The 20031-nt window shown below is 70.4% G+C and carries 17 protein-coding genes and 1 tRNA gene; 5 read left to right on the forward strand and 13 right to left on the reverse strand.

What is annotated here, in order from left to right; all coding sequences use genetic code 11:
* Positions 1-44 precede the first annotated feature (44 nt).
* The 7 genes from ACWCP8_RS08545 to pgsA form a co-directional block, all read right to left on the reverse strand.
* The gene (locus ACWCP8_RS08545) at positions 45-797 is read right to left on the reverse strand and encodes a YebC/PmpR family DNA-binding transcriptional regulator (protein WP_030918812.1); all 753 of its coding nucleotides are present in this window, start codon (positions 795-797) and stop codon (positions 45-47) included.
* Between the two features lie 62 nt (positions 798-859).
* Positions 860-1453, reverse strand: coding sequence for a pyridoxal 5'-phosphate synthase glutaminase subunit PdxT (pdxT, locus tag ACWCP8_RS08550; protein WP_451114983.1), 594 nt, complete (start codon positions 1451-1453; stop codon positions 860-862).
* A gap of 6 nt (positions 1454-1459) precedes the next feature.
* Entirely contained in the window at positions 1460-2380 is a 921-nt protein-coding gene (pdxS, locus tag ACWCP8_RS08555; RefSeq protein ID WP_030968722.1) for a pyridoxal 5'-phosphate synthase lyase subunit PdxS, read from the reverse strand.
* 261 nt (positions 2381-2641) lie between these two features.
* Complete coding sequence (locus ACWCP8_RS08560) at positions 2642-3187, reverse strand: LemA family protein (protein WP_352266156.1); 546 nt, start codon at positions 3185-3187, stop codon at positions 2642-2644.
* Positions 3188-3402: 215 nt separating this feature from the next.
* Positions 3403-4563 (reverse strand): glycosyltransferase family 4 protein, encoded by a 1161-nt coding sequence (locus ACWCP8_RS08565; RefSeq protein ID WP_355995569.1) that lies wholly within the window; start codon positions 4561-4563, stop codon positions 3403-3405.
* On the reverse strand, positions 4560-5495 hold the full coding sequence (locus tag ACWCP8_RS08570; RefSeq protein WP_352266154.1) for a phosphatidylinositol mannoside acyltransferase: 936 nt from the start codon (positions 5493-5495) through the stop codon (positions 4560-4562). Before ACWCP8_RS08570 ends, ACWCP8_RS08565 begins: the two co-directional genes overlap by 4 nt.
* On the reverse strand, positions 5492-6163 hold the full coding sequence (gene pgsA / locus ACWCP8_RS08575; RefSeq protein ID WP_352266153.1) for a phosphatidylinositol phosphate synthase: 672 nt from the start codon (positions 6161-6163) through the stop codon (positions 5492-5494). Before pgsA ends, ACWCP8_RS08570 begins: the two co-directional genes overlap by 4 nt.
* 267 nt (positions 6164-6430) lie before the next feature.
* Here pgsA and ACWCP8_RS08580 point away from each other — a divergent pair, with 267 nt between their 5' ends.
* Together ACWCP8_RS08580 and ACWCP8_RS08585 are read left to right on the forward strand one after the other, a co-directional pair.
* Positions 6431-8656, forward strand: coding sequence for an elongation factor G-like protein EF-G2 (locus tag ACWCP8_RS08580; RefSeq protein WP_352266152.1), 2226 nt, complete (start codon positions 6431-6433; stop codon positions 8654-8656).
* 148 nt (positions 8657-8804) lie between these two features.
* Positions 8805-10475, forward strand: coding sequence for a hypothetical protein (locus ACWCP8_RS08585; RefSeq protein WP_451114986.1), 1671 nt, complete (start codon positions 8805-8807; stop codon positions 10473-10475).
* 69 nt (positions 10476-10544) lie between these two features.
* Here the strand turns inward: ACWCP8_RS08585 and ACWCP8_RS08590 are convergent, their stop codons facing one another.
* On the reverse strand, positions 10545-11105 hold the full coding sequence (locus ACWCP8_RS08590; protein ID WP_326602544.1) for an HIT family protein: 561 nt from the start codon (positions 11103-11105) through the stop codon (positions 10545-10547).
* 66 nt (positions 11106-11171) lie between these two features.
* Here ACWCP8_RS08590 and ACWCP8_RS08595 point away from each other — a divergent pair, with 66 nt between their 5' ends.
* Positions 11172-11849: a potassium channel family protein gene (locus ACWCP8_RS08595; protein WP_352266150.1), complete on the forward strand. Its 678-nt coding sequence runs from the start codon at positions 11172-11174 to the stop codon at positions 11847-11849.
* Between the two features lie 34 nt (positions 11850-11883).
* Here the strand turns inward: ACWCP8_RS08595 and thrS are convergent, their stop codons facing one another.
* From thrS to ACWCP8_RS08610, 3 genes are all read right to left on the reverse strand, one after another.
* Positions 11884-13860 carry a threonine--tRNA ligase gene (gene thrS, locus ACWCP8_RS08600; RefSeq protein ID WP_352266149.1) on the reverse strand — a complete coding sequence of 659 codons (1977 nt, stop codon included), beginning with the start codon at positions 13858-13860 and terminating at the stop codon, positions 11884-11886.
* A gap of 128 nt (positions 13861-13988) precedes the next feature.
* Positions 13989-15272, reverse strand: a complete 1284-nt coding sequence (locus tag ACWCP8_RS08605) for a hypothetical protein (protein WP_352266148.1) — start codon at positions 15270-15272, stop codon at positions 13989-13991.
* Positions 15272-15868, reverse strand: a complete 597-nt coding sequence (locus tag ACWCP8_RS08610; RefSeq protein WP_030918773.1) for a DUF4365 domain-containing protein — start codon at positions 15866-15868, stop codon at positions 15272-15274. The genes ACWCP8_RS08605 and ACWCP8_RS08610 overlap by 1 nt, the downstream gene beginning before the upstream one ends.
* Positions 15869-16063: 195 nt before the next feature.
* Here ACWCP8_RS08610 and ACWCP8_RS08615 point away from each other — a divergent pair, with 195 nt between their 5' ends.
* Positions 16064-16789, forward strand: coding sequence for a 3'-5' exonuclease (locus ACWCP8_RS08615; protein ID WP_352266147.1), 726 nt, complete (start codon positions 16064-16066; stop codon positions 16787-16789).
* Between the two features lie 89 nt (positions 16790-16878).
* Here ACWCP8_RS08615 and ACWCP8_RS08620 read toward each other — a convergent pair.
* Positions 16879-16953: transfer RNA gene (locus ACWCP8_RS08620), tRNA-Val, on the reverse strand.
* Between the two features lie 39 nt (positions 16954-16992).
* The gene (locus ACWCP8_RS08625) at positions 16993-17439 is read right to left on the reverse strand and encodes an SRPBCC family protein (protein WP_352266146.1); all 447 of its coding nucleotides are present in this window, start codon (positions 17437-17439) and stop codon (positions 16993-16995) included.
* A gap of 83 nt (positions 17440-17522) precedes the next feature.
* Here ACWCP8_RS08625 and ACWCP8_RS08630 point away from each other — a divergent pair, with 83 nt between their 5' ends.
* On the forward strand, positions 17523-20006 hold the full coding sequence (locus ACWCP8_RS08630; RefSeq protein WP_451114990.1) for an SCO7613 C-terminal domain-containing membrane protein: 2484 nt from the start codon (positions 17523-17525) through the stop codon (positions 20004-20006).
* The last annotated feature ends 25 nt before the right edge of the window (positions 20007-20031 follow it).

The raw sequence follows: 20031 nt of genomic DNA on the forward strand, positions 1-20031 counted from the left end.
GTGTGTCCCCGCCGGCCCGTGCTGAAGGCTGTGCTGAGTGCGCCTCAGGCGTCGACCTTCTCCATGACCTCGTCCGAGACGTCGAAGTTGGCGAAGACGTTCTGCACGTCGTCGCTGTCCTCCAGCGCGTCGATCAGCTTGAAGATCTTGCGTGCGCCCTCTTCGTCCAGCTCGACCTGCATGGTGGGCAGGAAGTTGGCCTCGGCGGAGTCGTAGTCGATGCCGGCCTGCTGGAGCGCGGTACGGACCGCGACCATGTCGGTGGCCTCGCTGACGACCTCGTAGGACTCACCGAGGTCGTTGACCTCCTCGGCGCCCGCGTCGAGCACCGCACCGAGGACGTCGTCCTCGGTCAGCTCACCCTTGGGGACGATGACGACGCCCTTGCGGTTGAAGAGGTACGAGACCGAACCCGGGTCGGCCATCGAGCCGCCGTTGCGGGTCATCGCGACCCGTACGTCGGAGGCGGCACGGTTGCGGTTGTCGGTGAGGCACTCGATGAGCACCGCGACACCGTTCGGGCCGTAACCCTCGTACATGATCGTCTGATAGTCGACGCCGCCCGCTTCGAGACCGCCACCGCGCTTGACCGCGGAGTCGATGTTCTTGTTCGGGACGGAGCTCTTCTTGGCCTTCTGGATCGCGTCGACGAGGGTCGGGTTGCCCTCGGGGTCCACACCGCCGGTGCGGGCCGCGACCTCGATGTTCTTGATCAGCTTCGCGAAGAGCTTGCCGCGCTTGGCGTCAATCACGGCCTTCTTGTGCTTCGTCGTAGCCCATTTAGAGTGGCCGGACATCTGCCTGTCTCCTTCGCGTCACCAATTTCTTAACGAACCCGAGAGATCCTACCGGGATCGAGTCAGTTGACTGTGCGCACCATGTCGACGAAGAGCGCGTGAACTCGGTGGTCCCCGGTCAGTTCCGGGTGAAATGACGTCGCCAGGGCGTTTCCCTGCCGTACGGCGACGATGTGACCGCCGTGCTCGGCCACGACCTGGGCCTGTGCGCCGACCGACTCCACCCAGGGGGCCCGGATGAAGACGCCCTCGACCGGACCGCCGTCGATTCCGGTGACCTCGACGGCCGCCTCGAAGGACTCGTTCTGCCGCCCGAAGGCGTTGCGGCGCACAATCATGTCGATGCCGCCGACGGTCTCCTGGCCCGAACGCGGGTCGAGGATCTTGTCCGCCAGCAGGATCATTCCCGCGCAGGTGCCGTAGACCGGCATTCCGGCGCGTACCCGCTCGCGCAGCGGTTCCATCATGCCGAACAGGACGGCCAGCTTGGACATGGTGGTGGACTCGCCGCCGGGGATGACGAGACCGTCCACCTCGGCGAGCTCCTCGGGGCGCCGGATCGGCCTGGCCAGGGCATCAGCCGAGGCCAGGGCGATCAGGTGCTCCCGTACGTCGCCCTGGAGAGCCAGGACTCCGATCACAGGGGTGTCGCTCATCAGTGACTACCAGCCGCGGTTGGCGTAGCGCTCGGTCTCGGGCAGCGTGTCGCAGTTGATGCCGACCATGGCCTCGCCCAGGTTGCGGGAGGCGTCCGCGATGATCTTCGGGTCGTCGTAGAAGGTGGTGGCCTTCACGATGGCGGCGGCGCGCTTGGCCGGGTCGCCGGACTTGAAGATGCCGGAGCCGACGAAGACGCCCTCGGCGCCGAGCTGGCGCATCAGCGCGGCGTCGGCCGGGGTGGCGACGCCACCTGCGGAGAACAGGACGACGGGCAGCTTGCCGAGCTCGGCGACCTCCTTGACCAGCTCGTACGGGGCGCGGAGCTCCTTGGCTGCGGCGTACAGCTCGTTGTTGTCGTAGCCGCGCAGCCGGGCGATCTCGTTCTTGATCTGGCGCAGGTGGCGGACCGCCTCGACGACGTTGCCGGTGCCGGCCTCGCCCTTCGAGCGGATCATGGCCGCACCCTCGGCGATGCGTCGCAGCGCCTCGCCCAGGTTGGTGGCGCCGCAGACGAACGGCGTGGTGAAGGCGAACTTGTCGCTGTGGTTGACCTCGTCGGCCGGGGTGAGGACCTCGGACTCGTCGATGTAGTCGACGCCGAGGGACTGGAGGACCTGGGCCTCGACGAAGTGGCCGATACGTGACTTCGCCATCACCGGGATGGAGACGGCCTCGATGATCTCTTCGATCATGTTCGGGTCGGACATCCGGGCCACTCCGCCGTCCTTGCGGATGTCGGCGGGCACCCGCTCGAGGGCCATGACGGCCACGGCGCCCGCGTCCTCGGCGATCTTCGCCTGCTCGGCGTTGACGACGTCCATGATCACGCCGCCCTTGAGCTGCTCGGCCATGCCGCGCTTGACGCGCGCGGTGCCGGTCGCCGGGGAGTCGGTGGACTGCGGGGTGGTGGGAAGCGTGGACACGGATCGACCTCACTCGGAGAAAAAGATGCTGATAGTGCTCGTTGGTGCTCTGCTGAGCAAACTCCTCGGAACCAGTCCACAGCAAGGGCCAATGGCAGGCCGGTGGATCGTTTTGGCGGCGTACGACCGTGTACGGGACGAACGGCGCGCCTTGCGGCGGAGAGGGGTGTGGACCCGCTCAGCACGGGTGGCAGGCCTGTGCGGGACGGCTGTACGGGGCGAGGCGGCCGCGTACGGGGCCCGGTGACGGCCGTTCACATGTCAGCTGACCGGGCGGTCCGCCAGCGCGACCGGCGGCTCATCGTCCATCTCGAAGGCCAAGGGGAACGGCGCGTGTCCGGCCAGCCGGAACCAGCGCACCGTGCGGTGCCTGCGCAGCGCACGCGCCGCGCGCACCGCGTCGTTGTGAAACCGCCGCGCCATCGGGACCCGCCGCACGGCCGCGGCCAGCTCGGACGCGGCCTCCTCGCCGCCGGGGATCTCCTTCACGGCCTCCACCTGGGCCGGCTCGCCGAACACCGCCCGCAGCGCGGTGCTGAGCTCGCTCTCCGCGACCTCGCGGTGCTCCTCCTCCGACTGCCGGGCCGCGTGCGCGGCCTCGTACAGCACGATGGACGCGGCCGGGTCGAGGACACCGGACGTGGCCAGTTCCTGGGTGACCGAGGCACGGCGCAGCAGTTGTGCGTCGAGGGCGGCGCGGGCGGCGTCGATCCGCGTGTGCAGCCGGTCCAGTCGTCCGGCGGTCCAGCTGAGGTACAGGCCGATCGCGACGAGCGCGACGGCGATCCAGATGAGGGTTTCGGTCACGGGCCGCAAGGCTACCGTCGGGGGCGCGCGGCCCGGCCCTGCGGCCCCCGCCGCTGCCCGGGAAGCAGCCCCGGCCCCTGGTCCTCAATCGCGCCGGCCGGGCCCGGGACGGACGGGACCGAGGTGCCCGGGCCTGAGCTCCACGGCCCCGAGCCGGACCGCACGAAGCCCCGGACCGCCCCGGTCCGGCCGGCACGAAGCCGGAGCGTCCGGCCTCAGGGACGGGCCAGCCCGAACCGGGCCCGCAGCCCCGTGCGTTCGTCCGTCGCCACCGATGCGGCCCCGTCCGTCACCGTCTCGTACACCGCGAGGATGTCCGCCGCCACCGTCGACCAGTCGAACCGCCGCACATGCGCGCGGCCCCGTTCGCTCAGCTCCGCGCGCCGCGCAGGATCGCCCAGCAGCCGGATCGCCGCCGCCGCAAGCGCGTCCGCGTCCTCGTTGGCGAACAGCTCACCCGCCGCGCCCAGGTCCAGCACCTGGGCGAACGCATCCAGATCGCTGGCGAGGACCGGTGCGCCCGCCGACATCGCCTCGACCAGAATGATCCCGAAGCTCTCGCCGCCCGTGTTGGGGGCCACGTAGACATCGACACTGCGCAGCAGCCGTGCCTTGTCCTCGTCGCTCACCATGCCGAGGAATTCGACGCGCTCGCGCATCTCCTCGGGCAGCGAGGCGACGGCCTCCTCCTCGTCGCCCCGGCCCGCCACCAGCAGCCTGGTGTCCGGGCGGGCGGCGAGGATCGCGGGCAGTGCCCTCATCAGGACGGGCAGGCCCTTGCGCGGCTCGTCGATGCGCCCGATGAAGCCGATCGTCCCGCCCTGCCATTCGGGCCTGGGCTCGGCCTTGTCGAAGAAGCCGACATCGACCCCGTTCGGAATGACCACCGCGTCACCGCCGAGGTGCTCGACCAGGGTCCGGCGCGCGTACTCGCTCACCGCGATGCGCGCGCTGATCTTCTCCAGCGCGGGCTGCAGGATCGGGTACGCGGCGATCATCGCCCGGGAGCGCGGGTTGGAGGTGTGGAACGTTGCGACGATCGGCCCCTGTGCGGCCCAGCAGGTGAGCAGCCCCAGCGACGGCGAGGTCGGCTCATGAATGTGGATCACGTCGAAGGTGCCGTCGTGCAGCCAGCGGCGCACCCGCGCAGCGGAGAGGAATCCGAAGTTCAGCCGGGCGACGGAGCCGTTGTACGGGACGGGCACGGCCCGGCCCGCCGACACCACGTACGGCGGCAGCGGCGTCTCGTCGTCGGCGGGGGCCAGCACCGACACCTGGTGACCGAGGCGGATCAGGTGCTCGGCCAGGTCGCGGATGTGGAACTGCACACCGCCCGGTACGTCCCAGGAGTACGGGCAGACGATGCCGATCTTCACGGCTGCTCCTCCCTGGGCTCGAGGTCGGCGAGCCAGAGCCGCTGCAGCATGTGCCAGTCCTCCGGGTGCTCCGCGATTCCGGTGGCGAAGGCATCGGCCAGCGCCTGTGTCATCACAGACGTCTTCTCGGTACGCGTACCTGACCCGGGCACCTCGACGGCCGGGTGGATCCGCGCCTTCATCACCGGAGTCCCGTCGTACCGGAGGGTCACGGGCAGCAGCAGCGCACCGGTCTGCTGGGCCAGCAACGCGGGACCGGCGGGCATCCGTGCCGTGTCGCCGAAGAACGTCACCTCGACACCGGACGCGGACAGATCGCGGTCGGAGACCAGGCAGACCAGGCCGCCGTCGCGCAGTCGCCGTGCCAGGGTGCCGAAGGCGGACCCGCCGGTGTGCGGCAGGACCTCCATGCCGAGCCCCTCGCGGTAGGCGACGAACCGGTCGTACAGCGATTCGGGCTTCAGCCGCTCGGCGACCGTGGTGAACGGCACCTTCATATCGGTGGTGACCCAGGCCCCGGCCAGGTCCCAGTTGGCCAGGTGGGGCAGGGCGAGGATCACGCCGCGTCCGGCAACGAGACCGTCGGTCAGCCGGTGGGCGTCCGTCACGTCTATGCCGGCCTTGATCCGCTCCGGGCTCCACGTCGGCAGACGGAACGACTCCATCCAGTAGCGCATGTACGAACGCATCCCGGCCCTGGAGAGCTCGGCGAGGCGGGCCGGGCTCGCGTCCGGCACCACCCTCGCCAGGTTCGACTCCAGCCGCAGCACACTCTTGCCGCGCCGCTTCCACACCTGGTCGGCGAGGGTACGGAAGAGGGCCTGCGCGACCGGTTCGGGGAGCTTCTTGACCGCGCCCCAGCCGAGCCCGTACAGGCCGTCGGTCAGCCGGTCCTTGAGCCCCGGCTTCGACTCCCCCTGGGCGCCGCTCACTGTGCGGCCTCGCTCCCCCGGTCCGCCGCCGCGGCGGCCGCGTCGGCCTCCGCGGACTCGCGGCGCACGGTCACCACCCGCTGCACGAGCGTCACCAGACTGCCGACGGCGACGATCCACAGCGCGATCGGCAGCAGGATGTCGATCCCCGGCACACCGAACTTGTGGAGCCCGGCCAGCCCGGCCGCCACCAACGAGATCACCAGGCGCTCGGCACGCTCGACCAGACCGTTGACCGCGACCGGCAGCCCGATCGACTCGCCGCGGGCCTTCGTGTACGAGACCACCTGGCCGCTCGCCAGGCAGAAGATCGCCACGGCGCACAGCACGTTGTCGTCGCCGTTGCCCGCGTACCAGAGCGCGAATCCGCCGAAGATCGCCCCGTCGGCGACCCGGTCCAGGGTCGAGTCCAGGAACGCGCCCCAACGGCTGGAGATACCGGCCTGCCGGGCCATGTTTCCGTCGATGAGGTCGGAGAAGACGAAGATCGTGATGACGATCGTGCCCCAGAAGAACTCCCCCATGGGGAAGAAGACCAGCGCGCCCGCCATCACTCCGGCCGTACCGATGAGCGTGACCGCGTCAGGGCTCACACCGAGACGGAGCAGCAGTGCGGCGAACGGTGTGAGGACACGCGTAAAAAATGCACGCGCGTACTTGTTCAGCATGGCCTTCCCGAGGGGTCGGTGGGCCGTGCGGCCCCTTCGGCCACCGGCTGGCCCATCGTAGTCACCCGTGCAGGGGTCCAACCTCCGGGCACCCGTCCAGGTGCGTCGGCGTACGACGTATGGACGCAGGCCGACCTGAGTGGAAAGCTCGAATTACCGCGGGCGTCGCCGAAGCCGCCGCGGCGGCTCCTCGGGCCCGCGCCCCTCATCTCCCCTCAACGCGCCAGGCAAGCTCCCCGCACAGCGCACTCCACCGGGAGGCACATCATGGGCGACAAGGCACACGCACACACCGGGGCCGCCGGCAGAGCAGCAACGGCCGACCGGCCCTCCTCCATACGGAATGTGGTGCTGGTCGGCCACAGCGGTTCAGGCAAGACCACCCTCGTCGAAGCCCTCGCACAGACCGCCGGAGCGGTCAACCGGGCCGGCCGGGTCGAAGACGGCGGGACGATCTCCGACTACGACGAGATCGAACACCGCCAGCAACGCTCCGTACAGCTCTCCGTGGTCCCCGTCGAATGGGGCGGGTACAAGATCAATTTGTTGGACACCCCCGGATACGCCGACTTCGTCGGGGAACTCAGGGCCGGTCTGCGGGCAGCGGACGCGGCCCTCTTCGTTGTCTCGGCGGCGCAGGAGGCCGACGCCGTGGTGGGCACCACCCGCGCCGTGTGGGAGGAGTGCGCCGCCGTCGGCATGCCGCGCGCGATCGTCGTCACCCACCTCGACACCGCGCGCACCTCCTTCGACGGGATGACCCGGGTCTGCGGAGAGATCTTCGGCGGCGACGACCCCGACGCCGTACTGCCGCTCTATCTCCCGGTGCTCGGCGCCGAGGGCCCGGACGGGCACGCCCCGCTGACCGGACTCACCGGACTCCTCTCGCAGCGGATCTTCGACTACTCCAGCGGCGAGCGGAAGGCGACCCCGCCCGCCGACGAGCAGCAGACACCGCTCCAGGACGCCCGCAGCCGGCTGATCGAAGGGATCATCGCCGAGAGCGAGGACGAGACCCTGATGGACCGCTACCTCGGCGGCGAGGACATCGACATCAAGAGCCTCATCGACGACTTGGAGCGCGCCGTCGCCCGCGGCACCTTCCACCCCGTCCTCACCGCGGCACCCGCCACCGACGGCGCCCGCCAGGGCATCGGCACCGTCGAACTACTCGACCTGATCACGGGCGGCTTCCCGACCCCGCTGGAGCGCCCGCTGCCCGCCGTCACGACCCCGCAGGGCGCCCTGCGCCCCGCCCCGGCCTGCGACCCCGAAGGACCGCTGGTCGCCGAGGTGGTCAAGACGGCCTCCGACCCGTATGTCGGACGCGTCTCGCTCGTCCGCGTCTTCTCCGGCACCCTGCGCCCCGACGAAACCGTCCATGTCCTCGGCCACGGCCTCACCGACCCAGGCCACGAACCCCGTCCCTTCCATGACGCGGAGGTCCGGGTCGGCGCGCTCTCCGCCCCGTTCGGCAAGCAGCAGCGCGCCCTGACCAGCTGCATCGCCGGGGATCTGGCCTGCGTCGCCAAACTGGGCAGCGCCGAGACCGGGGACACCCTCTCGGCCACGGACGATCCGCTGCTGATGGAGCCCTGGACCATGCCCGATCCGCTGCTGCCGCTCGCCATCGAGGCGCACAGCAAGGCGGACGAGGACAAGCTCTCCCAGGGGCTCGCACGGCTCGTCGCCGAGGACCCGACCATGCGCCTCGAACAGAACCAGGACACGCATCAGGTGGTCCTGTGGTGCCTCGGCGAAGCCCATCAGGACGTGGCCCTGGACCGGCTGCGCACCCGGTACGGGGTTCAGGTCGACTCCGTACCGCACCGGGTGCCCCTGCGCGAGACGTTCGCCGGCCCGTCGACCGGCCGCGGCCGGCACGTCAAGCAGTCCGGAGGCCACGGCCAGTACGCCATCTGCGAGATCGACGTGGAGCCGCTGCCCCCCGGTTCGGGCATCGAATTCGTCGACAAGGTGGTCGGTGGGGCGGTACCGCGCCAGTTCATCCCGTCCGTGGAGAAGGGCGTACGCGCCCAGGCAGCCCGCGGAGTGGCGGCCGGCCATCCCCTGGTCGACGTCCGGATCACCCTGCGGGACGGGAAGGCGCACTCCGTGGACTCGTCCGACGCCGCGTTCCAGGCGGCAGGCGCACTGGCGCTGCGGGAGGCGGCCGCGGACACCCGTATCCAGCTCCTCGAACCCGTCTCCGAGGTCCAGGTCCTGATCCCCGACGACTATGTGGGGCCGGTGATGAGCGATCTTTCGGGGCGGCGCGGGCGGGTGGTCGGCACCGAGCAGTCGGGGCCGGGACGCACCCTCGTGCGGGCCGAAGTGCCGGAGCTGGAGATCGGCCGGTACGCAATCGACCTGCGCTCGCTGTCACACGGCACCGGCCGCTTCGACCGGTCGTACGCCCGGCACGAACCGATGCCCCCACAGCTCGCGGACCGCATCCGCGAAGAGCAGGAAAGCACCTCGAACGGTACATAGTTGGCACCGCTGCCCGCCCTTGTCCACAAGGGCGGGCAGCGCGTTGATCCGGACGATACGCTGTGGTCCCAGCTCAGAAGGTGTGCCGGGCACGGCAGTTGGGAAAACAGCCGCAGGAGCAGATCCTTGGCGGCAAGTGGGGGCGACAGTGGCCAACGACGGATTCGATTTCTCTCCCGGAGCGCAGATCCCGCTCCAGGGGGCGGCCGGACAGGCGGTGGCGACGAACGCCCTGGCCTCCGCCGCATACCGCGACAGCCCGGTGGACGACATCCTCAAGGCCAACAGCGAGTGGCACAAGTCCAAGATCGAAGAGGGCCGGTCCAAGCTCTTCAAGAGCAAATACTTCGCCCCCAACCTCGGCGAGGCCTTCTCCCGCGCCGTGCAGGAACGAATGCTGGGCGGCGCCCGCAAGGCCCTCATCCAATCCTTCGGCACCGACCCGCAGACCGTCGTCGAGCACTGCCTGTCCGCGACCCGGCTCCGCAAGGCCAGGGACACCAAACTGACCCTGGTCACCGTGGTCTTCGGCTTCCTCTTCCTGCCCGGACTGCTCCTGTGGGTGCTTGCGTTCCGCCTCCGTGACGGCCTGGGCGCCACCAAGGACAAGGCCCTCAGCGCCCTCGGCATCGCTCTGCTCCCCCTCATCGGCATCGCGGCCCTGTTCTTCCTGATCAAACTGCCGGCCACCGGACTCCTCGCGCTGTACCTGCGCGCCATGATCGTCGCCCCCGTCATCGGCTGGCTGATCGCCAAGCGGATCGCCGAAACCTCCGCCAAGGACATGCGCGCCCGCTGGGAAGGGCTGCTCTCCGGCGGCGGTGTCATTGCCAAGATCCCCGAGGCCGTACCGAAGAACCCGAACGAGACCGCCCGCGAGGCGCTCCGCCAGGGCCTGGAGAAGCTGGCGGCCGAGCAGCAGTCCAACTCCGTCTTCTACGCCGGCCCCAAGGGCATCCTCGGCATGGGAACCCGCTGGGGCAGCTGGCAGCTCGCCGAGGAGCTCGTCTCCAAGGATCCCGGCAAGGAATTCCACCGGTTCCGCAGCTGGGACCTCATTCGCGTCATCCACGACCAGCTCAAGATGCTGGAACGCGGCCCGCTGCACACCGGCGGCTTCCCCACGCCGTCGGTCACTCACTGGGTCGTCTCGCCCGTCGGCGAGAACGCCGACGAGGTCTCCCGCCCGGACGGCGAGGACGTCGCCACCTTCCAGATCAAGCCGCACGAGATACAGCGGATCTGCAACCACCAGCAGTTCGGCAGCGGCGACCGGCACTACCTGGGCGTCCAGTTCACCCTCTGGGACGGCCAGCTGGTGATCACCATGATGATCACTGTCACGGTGCTCCACGAAACGCTGCGGATCGAGGTCACCGGGCACGCCCTGGGTCCCGTCCATTCGCTCTTCACGAGCAAGCCGAAAACCAAGGAGAAGACGGTCAACAAGACGGTCAGGTTCTGGGAGACCCGCAAGGTCATGCTCCCGCTGGTGGAGCCCAAGGAGGTCGTCCGCCTGGCCCTGCGTGCCCCCTTCACCTGGTACCCGCCGCTGCTCGACTACCTGGGCGGCAAGATCACTCTCCCGGAGCCGTTCGGCCTGCGCCACGCCTGGGCCGAGAAGCCGTGGCGCCACCGCTTCATGGCGGACGACGCGATCCGCGCCGCGACCCCCGTCCTGCGGGCCGTGCACACCGCGGCGCTCCGCGTCCTCGACGAGAACGGCGTCGACACGGAGCGCTTCGACAACCGTTCCATGATTCTCAGCGGCTTCGTGCAGGATCCGACGCCGAAGAAGGCTGACGTGTACGACGCATAGAGGTGCGGCGGGTACGCGTGTGGGGTGCCCCGGAGTGGTCCGGGACACCCCACACGGGTGCCGCTCGACTCAGGCCGCGGGCCAGGCGTCGGCCAGCATCTTCCGGGTGTCGGCCAGCAGCTGCGGCAGCACCTTCGTATGACCCACCACCGGCATGAAGTTCGTGTCGCCACCCCAGCGCGGCACCAGGTGCTGATGCAGATGGGCGGCGATGCCCGCGCCCGCCACCGCTCCCTGGTTCATCCCGATGTTGAAGCCGTGCGCCCCCGAGGCCGCCCGCAGCGCCGACATCGCGCGCTTGGTGAAGTCGGCCAGCTCAAGCGTCTCCGGACCGTCCAGCTCCGTGTAGTCGGCGACATGCCGGTACGGCACCACCATGAGGTGGCCGCCGTTGTACGGATACAGATTGAGCACGGCGTAGACCTTCTCGCCGCGCGCCACGACGAGTCCGTCCTCGTCCGACTTCGCCGGGATCGCACAGAACGGACAGCCGTCGCCGGCCTCCGGGCCGGTCGGCTTGTTCTCACCCTGGATGTACGCCATCCGGTGAGGCGTCCACAGGCGCTGGAACGCGTCGGGCGTTCCCACTCCGATCTGCTGCTCCGGCTCAGTCGTCATGCCGATCAGCATATTGCTTCACTCCCGCCGCGCGTGTCGCCGGGGCCGCACCGGTCGGCGGACGGCGATGCTGAGGCGATGAGCGACCAGCCCACGGACTCCACCCCTCTGCGGTTCAGTCGCTGGGAGCAGCGCACGGAAGTACCGCTCTTCGTCGCGTCGCTGGTCTTCCTCATCGGGTACGCGGGCCGGGTCCTCGCCCCGCACGACGCCCAGCCCTGGCACGGCATCGCCCTGATCCTGGTCTGTTGCACCTGGCTGTTCTTCGCCGTGGACTACGTCGTACGGATCCGGCTCAGCGGCCAGGGCCTGCGGTTCCTGCGCACCCACTGGCTGGACACGGTGGTGCTGGTGCTTCCACTGCTGCGGCCACTGCGGCTGATCCGGCTCTACACGGCCCTCCAGCGGCGAAGGGAGCAGCCACGGCTGAGTCTGTACGCCCGGGTGATCGCCTACGCCGGTATGACCGCCCTGCTGCTCGGATTCTCGGCCGCGCTGGCCGTGTACCACCAGGAGCACGATGCTCCGGGCGCCACGATCCGTACGTTCGGCGACGCGGTGTGGTGGGCGTGCGAGACGCTCACCACCGTGGGGTACGGCGACGCGGTCCCGGTCACGGCGGGCGGCCGGACCGTCGCGGCCGGGCTGATGGTCTGCGGTCTGGCGCTGCTGGGGGCAGTGACGGGTTCGTTCTCGTCGTGGCTGGTGCAGGTGTTCAGCCGGGAGGACGAGAAGGGGCCCACGCAGAGCGGCTAGCGCTGCGTGGACCCCTGGAGCCCCTCTCGGCCGGTCAGACCTGGACGCGGTCCTCGACGGCCTTCTGGATCTTGGCGATGGCCTCGTCGACCGGGATGCCGTTCTCCTGCGATCCGTCGCGGTAGCGGAAGGAGACGGCGCCGTTGGCCATGTCCTCGTCGCCCGCGATGATCATGAAGGGCACCTTGGCCTTCTGCTGGTTGCGGATCTTCTTCTGCATGCGGTCGGACGAGGCGTCCACCTCGACCCGCAGCCCCTTCTTCCTGGCCGCCGCCGCGAACTCCTGGAGGTACGGGATGTGCGCGTCACCGATCGGGATGCCGACCGCCTGGACCGGGGCCAGCCACACCGGGAACGCACCCGCGTAGTGCTCCAGCAGCACGGCGAAGAACCGCTCGATGGAGCCGAACAGGGCGCGGTGGATCATGACCGGGCGCTGCTTGGTCCCGTCGGGGCCGGTGTACTCCAGGTCGAAGCGCTCCGGCAGGTTGAAGTCGAGCTGCACGGTCGACATCTGCCAGGTGCGGCCGATGGCGTCCTTGCACTGGACCGAGATCTTCGGGCCGTAGAACGCGGCGCCGCCCGGGTCGGGGACCAGGGGCAGGCCCTGCTTCTCGGCCACCTGACGCAGCGTCTCGGTGGCCTCTTCCCAGATCTCGTCCGAGCCGACGAACTTCTCCGGGTCCTTGGTGGAGAGCTCCAGGTAGAAGTCGGTCAGACCGTAGTCGCGCAGCAGGTTCAGGACGAAGGTGAGCGTCTTGTCGAGCTCCTCCGCCATCTGCTCCTTGGTGCAGTAGATGTGCGCGTCGTCCTGCGTGAAGCCGCGCGAACGGGTCAGCCCGTGCACCACACCCGACTTCTCGTAGCGGTACACCGTGCCGAACTCGAAGAGACGCAGCGGAAGTTCACGGTAGGAGCGGCCGCGCGCGTCGAAGATCAGGTTGTGCATGGGGCAGTTCATCGGCTTGAGGTAGTAGTCCACCCCGTCGTCGAGCTGCATGGGCGGGTACATGCCTTCGGCGTACCAGTCCAGGTGGCCGGACTTCTCGAAGAGCTTGCCCTTGGTGGCGTGCGGCGAGTAGACGAACTCGTAGCCCTCCTCCTCGTGCCGCTTGCGCGAGTAGTCCTCCATGGCCCGGCGGACGATGCCGCCCTTGGGGTGGAAGACGGCGAGGCCGGGGCCGATCTCGTCGGGGAAGGAGAAGAGGTCCAGCTCGTTGCCGAGCTTGCGGTGGTCGCGCTTGGCGGCCTCCTCCAGGAACTCCAGGTGCGCCTTGAGCTCGTCCTTGGTGGGCCAGGCCGTGCCGTAGATGCGCTGGAGCATCGGGTTCTTCTCGCTGCCCCGCCAGTACGCCGCGGCGTTCCGCATCAGCTTGAACGCCGGGATGTTCCGGGTGGTCGGCAGGTGCGGACCGCGGCAGAGGTCCTTCCAGCACAGGTCACCGGTCTTGGCGTCCAGGTTGTCGTAGATGGTCAGCTCGCCGCCGCCCACCTCGACATCCGCGCCGTCGTCCGTGGAGGCGGCACCCTTGATACCGATGAGCTCCAGTTTGTACGGCTCGTCGGCCAGCTCCTCGCGGGCGGCCTCGTCGGTGACGACCCGGCGGGAGAACCGCTGTCCCCGCTTCTGGATCTCCTGCATCTTCTTCTCGATGGCCTTGAGGTCCTCGGGCGTGAACGGCTTCTCGACGTCGAAGTCGTAGTAGAAGCCGTCCTTCACCGGCGGGCCGATGCCGAGCTTGGCCTCGGGGAAGAGCTCCTGCACGGCCTGCGCCATGACGTGCGCGGTGGAGTGCCGGAGGATGTTCAGGCCGTCCTCCGAGGAGATCTCGACGGGCTCGACGACCTCGCCGTCGGCGATGACGTACGCGAGGTCCTTCAGCTCACCGGCGACCCGGGCGGCAACGACGGTGCGCTCGCCGGGGAAGAGCTCGGCAGCCGTAGTGCCCGTCGTCACCACGCGCTCTTCCCGCTCGGAATCGCGTTGGATGATCACACGGACGTCTGACACCGGTCTCTCCTGACTGAAGGGGGGTGCGCGCCCTGTTCCACTGCGCACGCAAGACGAATCGTACCGAGCCGATGGCCCCCTTAGCGAAAGGGTCGGCTCCGGCCGCACGCCTGCCCGGCTCGGTGCGCCTATTCGCCTGTGCAGGCCTCCTCGAAGAAGTCGAGATTCTCCTGGAGCGACTTCATCAGCCGGTCCCGTTCCGCCTCGTCGACCTGTACGGGCACCACCTGCGAGGCCCGGGTCAGCCGCCGGAAGCCGTCCCGGCTCTCCAGCCGTCCCTCCACCCGGATCGGCAGCCCGACGAGATGGGCGTGGCCGGCGATCCGGTACGCCTCCTCGTCGAGCTCCAGCCGTACGTGCGGAACCTCGGCGCCCGCCAGGACCCGCAGCCGTACGACTCCGGCGCCGCGCGGCCCCGAGCGGCGCATCCGGACGACGGCCCCGGTGATCCGTACGTTGACGGCGGGTTCGTCCTCGATGTAGCGGGCGCCGGCCAGCCGCAGGGCGGGCAGGTCGCCGGGTGAGAACTCGACCGGTTCGGGACGGGCCGGGCAGCCTTCGGGGGTCCCTGCGGCGGGTGCCCAGGCGAGGGAGATCCTCGTCCCCTCCGAGCCGCGGACCAGGGCGATGACGGCCTGGGTCAGCTCCCGGCTGACACCGGCCTCGACAGCGCCGTCGAAGGCTTCCATGCCCCCGGTGGCGCGCTGGAAGTCGACGGCCTCGCGGGTGGCGTGCAGGGCGTGGTAGAGCCGTACGGAGACGGCGCGGCCCGGTTCGACGGGGAGATACGCGGTGAGGTCGCGGCCACCCGGTGCGGGTCCGACGAGGATGCCTTCGAGCGCGGCGAGGGCCCGGCGACGGTGGCGTGCGCCGTGGAAGCCGGTGCGCCCCCGCACGGCGAGCGCCCCGGCGAGAAGGATCTGCCGGGCCGCGGCGCGCAGCTGTTCGGCGCCGCTCCAGCTGGCCGCTCCGGCGGCGCCCGCGGCCCCGACCGCACCGTCGGGGACGTCGCGCCACCAGCGGATCTCGTCGCTGGGCACGGCGAGGGAGACCAGGACGTCACGGGCTGAGGGTGCGGCGCTCCGGGCGAGCGCGGTGAGTGCCTCGGCGAGGAGGTCCTCGCTGTCGGGGAAGGCCGTGGTGTCGGGTACGAGCAGGCTCGTACCGCCACCGGAGGGTGCCACGGTTCCCGGCGGGGTCCAGCGGCTGTACCGTCCGGCCGAGCCGCCGCGGCGACGCCAGCCGTGCCGGTCCAGCAGGGCGCCGAGGACCGCGGGGTCGACGCGAGCGGGATCGGGGATGTCCCCGAGGGGCGGCGGCACGGTGGGCCAGTGGCCCACCGTCTCGCTGGGGTGTGGTCGCGTGCCCGACGGCATCGCTGCGTCGACGGGCTCGTCCATCGGCCGGTGCATCAGGGTCTCCCTCCCGCCCCGACCCGCGTCATGATCTCGCAGAGCGCGCGGTCGTCGAATATGCGCGTGGTCGGGATCCGCACAGTGGTCCTGTGCCGGCCTGTCACCGCATGGCCGGCCAGGTTGGTCCAGTAGCAGCAGTGCCGCAGGTCGAGTCGGTCGTGTCCGGCCCGGAGCCAGTCGTCCTGGCTTCGGGGCACCACCATCACGACCAGGATCTTGTGCACCGACACGGGCGTACGGGCCAGCTTCACGAGGTGGGCGTTGTCCAGCGTGAAGGCGAACGTCGGTCCGGACGGGTGCGGTGGTATCTGATAGGTGCATTTCAGCTGCACCTTTATGGTCACCTCGTCGTCGACGAGGTGACCGGGGGCGCCGTGGCTGACATGCCAGTCGATGCCGTTGTCGGGGAAGGGCTGCGACAGGGAGCACCCCGCCGCGGCCGCGACCGCGTGCAAGTAGCCCACCTGGAGGGTCTCCATGCAGGCGGTGGTGGCGAGTGTGCCGCGCAGCGGAGCGATCTGCTGGGGCAACAGCCCTCCCCCGTAGCCTTCGGCACGGGAGGGGCCCCCTGATTCGGGCTGCGCGAGCGCCATGGCTCCGTATGCCTTCCGGGCTGTGCCGTTCGGTTTGTTCGGTTGGTGAGTCCTCGGGGCAACGTCCGCGCCCGTCACCTGTGTTGTCACCGCACGGAGCGGTCCGCAAACGGCGTATCAGGCAAAGGGCCCGGGTATCACCGAATCGGGCAGGGGAATCACGCCATCTGCCGGTCGGGCACGAGGAGTTCGGGGATGACTCACTGGTATGAAGGGCCACTGGCCGCTTTTGACACCGAGACAACAGGAGTGGACGTCGAGGAGGACCGCATCGTTTCGGCGGCCCTGGTCGTCCAGGACACGGCGGGCGGGCGCATGCGCGTGACCCGCTGGCTGGTGAATCCGGGGGTGCCGGTGCCCGTGGGGGCCACCGAGATCCACGGTCTGACCGACGATCACCTTCAGCGCAACGGCCGGTGGCCGGCGCCGGTGGTGGAAGAGATAGCCCGGGCGCTCGCCGAGCAGTGCGCGGCCGGGCGGCCTCTCGTCGTGATGAACGCGCCGTTCGATCTGACGCTGCTGGACCGGGAGCTGAAGCGGCACCGGGCGTCGTCGCTGGCCGGGTACCTGGAGAACACGCCGCTGTGCGTGCTGGATCCACGGGTCCTCGACAAGCATCTGGACCGCTACCGCAAGGGCCGGCGCACGCTCACCGATCTCTGTGCGCAGTACGAGGTGGTGCTGGACGGCGCCCATGATGCGGCGGCCGATGCGGCGGCATCGTTGGAACTGGTGCGGGCCGTGGGGCGACGCTTCTCGTCGCGTCTGGAGCGGTTGTCCCCCTCGGAGCTGCATGCGATGCAGGCGGTGTGGCATGCGGCGCAGGCGCGCGGGCTGCAGGCGTGGTTCGCGAAGAGCGGTACGCCGGAGGCGGTGGACCCGGCCTGGCCACTGCGTCCGGAACTGCCGGCGGCGGCATGATCGCGGGCCTGCGGAAGCCGGTCCCGTGATCGTGGTCCGGACATGCAGAGGCCGGTCCGTCGATGACGCTGACGGACCGGCCTCTCCCGTGGTGGGCGATACTGGTTTCGAACCAGTGACCTCTTCGGTGTGAACGAAGCGCTCTCCCACTGAGCTAATCGCCCGGGAACGCACTGAACCATACAGGGCTCGGCGGGTGTGGTTCAAACTCCTTCAAGACGGGCCACCAGCCCTCGGCGTCCGGCCCGCATCATCAGCGCGTGGTTCGCCCGGAACACCGCACGTCCCGGCACCGCGAGCAGCCGCATCATCGTCCGGCGCACCTCGACCTCCTGCTCGTACGTGGCGCGGGTGCCGGTGCCGTGTGCGGTGACGGTCCAGCGGGCCCAGCCGTCGAGGTCGCCGTCGAGGGTCACTTCGAGCACTCCGGCCGCCGGGTCGCGGCGGCTCTCTCGGACGGTCATGACGAGGTCGTACGGGAGGAAGGAGCGGATCCGCATGGTTCCGGTGGCGTCGTCGACGGTGGCGGCCTCACGGATCTGCGGCCACCATCGCGGGTACTCCTCGGCGCGTTCGAGGACTCCGTACACGACAGCGGGTGGGGCGGATACGTCCCAGATACTCACAAAACGGTAGCGGCTCCAGTCCATGGATCCCAGTCTGCGCGTACTCAGTCCCCCGGCTGAGTATCCGAGCGCATGTCCGACCCTGTGGGCCGCGCCACACTCCGCTCATGGAACATGTGCCGCCGCCCGCCGAGGAATTGGCGCTCCTCGACCGTGAACTGGCCCGGCTGGACGCCCGCCGGATGCAACTGCTGACCCGTCGTGCCTGGCTGCTGAGTGTTCTGCAGCCGCCGGCCACGCCTCCCGCAGCACCGCCCGGACGGCCGGCCCCGGCCCCGTTCGCGCCCTCGTTCCCCTCGGCGGCCCCCGTGCCGCCGCGCAGTGCGCAGAACGTGCTGCTGACCCTGGGCGGTCTGCTGCTGACGATCGCGGCGATCGCATTCACCCTGGTCAGCTGGGGTCAGATGGGGATCGGCGGCCGCTCGGCGGTGCTCGCTCTGGTGACGGTCGCGGCGCTGGCCGCGCCCGCCGTGCTGCTGCGCCGCGGGTTGTCGTCCACGGCCGAGTCGCTGGGCGCGCTCGCACTGGTACTGATGGTACTGGATGCCTATTCGCTGCACCGGGTGGCGGCGCCGGACACCGGCGGTCTCGGGTTCGCCTCGGCCGCTTCGGCGGTGCTGGCCGTTCTGTGGGCGGCCTACGGTCTGGCGCTCGGCAAGCTGCGTCTGCCGCTGCCGATGGCCGTGGTGAGCGTGCAGTTCACGCTGGTGCTGTGGGCCTGGGCGGTGGGTGCGCAGGCGTCGGTCTTCGGTGGGGCGCTGCTGCTGACGGCGGCGCTGGACTGTGCGATCGCCCTGTGGGGCAAGGGTGTTGCGGTGCGGGCGACCGCGGCCGTCGGTGGTTGTCCGACGGGGTCGGCCGGGCTGCTGGTGGCTCTGGTGCTGTCGGTGACGGCCGGTGCGCCGGCGGCGGCGGTGGCGCCCGGGGCGCTGCTGCTGGCGGGGGCGGCGGTCGCGCTGTTCGGGGTGTGGCGGGCGCCGAAGGAGTTCGCGGTGGCCGGTGGGCTGCTGGCCGGGCTCGCCGTGGTGGCCGGGGTGGGCGGTGTGCTGCGTGCGGGGGCGACTGAGGACTGGTCGGTTCCGGTGTATCTGCTGTGCGGTCTGGTGCTGCTGGCCGCTGTACGGGCTCCGCTGCCGCGACCGGCAGGGCAGGGCGTGCTGTGTGCGTCGGGGGTGGTGGTCGCGGGGTCGGTGCTGTCCGCGGCGCCTGCGGTCGGGATGACGCTGATGGGTCCGGTTTCGCGGCTGACGGCGGTGTGGTCGGGTGCGCCGGAGGGCCGCGCTCGCGGTGCACTGGGGCTGGAGGGGATGGAGTGGTCGCAGCTCTCCACGGCCCCGGTGATGCTGTTGGTGGCGGCCGGTCTGACGGGGGTGGCGTACCGATGGTGGACGTGGTGTGTGCGAACAGCCGGGGCGGTGGTCTCCCCCGGTGCGGCGTGGCGAGGTGCGGCGGGTGCGAGTGCGCTGCTGCTCGGCTGGGCGGGGCTGCTGGTGCTGCCGGTTGCGCTGGACGCTCCGTACTCGGTGGCGGTGGCTATGCAGTCGGTGCTGGTCGCTGCGCTCCTCGCCGTGACGGTACGGGGGGTGCGCCGCGGCGCGGACTCTGTGACGGCGGCCGCGCTGGTGTGCGCCGTGGTCGGAGCGGTGAGCGCGGGGGCGCTTTCGCTGGCCGCGGAGCCCGCCACCTATGGAGTGTTCGGGGCGCTGCTGGTGCTGTTCGGGGCGGCGGCGGTGGGGATGCGTGCCGATGCGGCGACGGCGGCACGGGTGAACCGGCTGATGCAGGCGGTGCCGGCGTGTGCGGCCGTGGTGTGCGCGATGGTGCTTGCCGGTGCGGTGGGGGCGTCGCTGGAGCTGGCGACGTACCGGGCCGCGCCGCTCATGCTGGTCGTCCCCACCGTGACGGTCCTGCTCGGGGCGCGGCTGCGGGGCGGGCCGTCGGCGTTGCCGGTCGAGCTGACCGGCGCCGTCGCCGGTGCGGTGGCGGTCGCGATGGCCGTACCGGATGCGCCGTTCCTGGCTCTGGTCCTCGCGCTGTGCGGGGTGCTGGCGGCGGGCACGGCCGTGCGTGCGGAGCGGCGGCCGGCGGCCGGGTATCTGGCGGTGGTCCTGTTCGTCCTGGCGACCTGGGTGCGGCTGTCGGCTTCGGATGTGTCGGCCCCGGAGGTGTACACCCTGCCGGTGACGGTGCCCGCGCTGGTGGTCGGTGTGCTGCGGAGGCGCCGTGATCCGGCGGCGTCCTCGTGGACCGCGTACGGGGCGGGCCTGGCGGCGACGCTGGTGCCGAGCCTCTTCGCGGCCTGGGTCGACCCGTCGTGGGTGCGGCCGCTGCTGCTCGGCGTCGCGGCTTTGGTGATCACGCTGGCCGGGGCGCGGCTGCGGCTGCAGGCGCTGCTGCTGATCGGTGGTGCGGTGCTGGCCATGGATGCGCTGCACGAACTGGCGCCGTATGTGATCCAGGTCGTGGGTGCACTGCCGCGCTGGCTGCCGCCCGCGCTGGCCGGTCTGCTACTGCTGGTGGTCGGGGCGACGTACGAGCAACGGCTGCGCGATGCGCGGCGGCTGAAGGACGCCCTGGGCCGGATGCGCTGACGAAGCCGTGGCCGGCAGCCCGGCC

This window comes from Streptomyces sp. NPDC002206, from assembly GCF_053593595.1.

What these genes read in the sequence shown, in the direction of transcription:
- ACWCP8_RS08545 (WP_030918812.1), bottom strand. Translation starts at nt 797, where the DNA reads ATGTCCGGCCACTCTAAATGGGCTACGACGAAGCACAAGAAGGCCGTG.
- pdxT (WP_451114983.1), bottom strand. Translation starts at nt 1,453, where the DNA reads ATGAGCGACACCCCTGTGATCGGAGTCCTGGCTCTCCAGGGCGACGTA.
- pgsA (WP_352266153.1), bottom strand. Translation starts at nt 6,163, where the DNA reads ATGCTGAACAAGTACGCGCGTGCATTTTTTACGCGTGTCCTCACACCG.
- ACWCP8_RS08580 (WP_352266152.1), top strand. Translation starts at nt 6,431, where the DNA reads ATGGGCGACAAGGCACACGCACACACCGGGGCCGCCGGCAGAGCAGCA.
- ACWCP8_RS08590 (WP_326602544.1), bottom strand. Translation starts at nt 11,105, where the DNA reads ATGCTGATCGGCATGACGACTGAGCCGGAGCAGCAGATCGGAGTGGGA.
- ACWCP8_RS08595 (WP_352266150.1), top strand. Translation starts at nt 11,172, where the DNA reads ATGAGCGACCAGCCCACGGACTCCACCCCTCTGCGGTTCAGTCGCTGG.
- ACWCP8_RS08605 (WP_352266148.1), bottom strand. Translation starts at nt 15,272, where the DNA reads ATGCACCGGCCGATGGACGAGCCCGTCGACGCAGCGATGCCGTCGGGC.
- ACWCP8_RS08610 (WP_030918773.1), bottom strand. Translation starts at nt 15,868, where the DNA reads ATGGCGCTCGCGCAGCCCGAATCAGGGGGCCCCTCCCGTGCCGAAGGC.
- ACWCP8_RS08615 (WP_352266147.1), top strand. Translation starts at nt 16,064, where the DNA reads ATGACTCACTGGTATGAAGGGCCACTGGCCGCTTTTGACACCGAGACA.
- ACWCP8_RS08625 (WP_352266146.1), bottom strand. Translation starts at nt 17,439, where the DNA reads ATGGACTGGAGCCGCTACCGTTTTGTGAGTATCTGGGACGTATCCGCC.
- ACWCP8_RS08630 (WP_451114990.1), top strand. Translation starts at nt 17,523, where the DNA reads ATGGAACATGTGCCGCCGCCCGCCGAGGAATTGGCGCTCCTCGACCGT.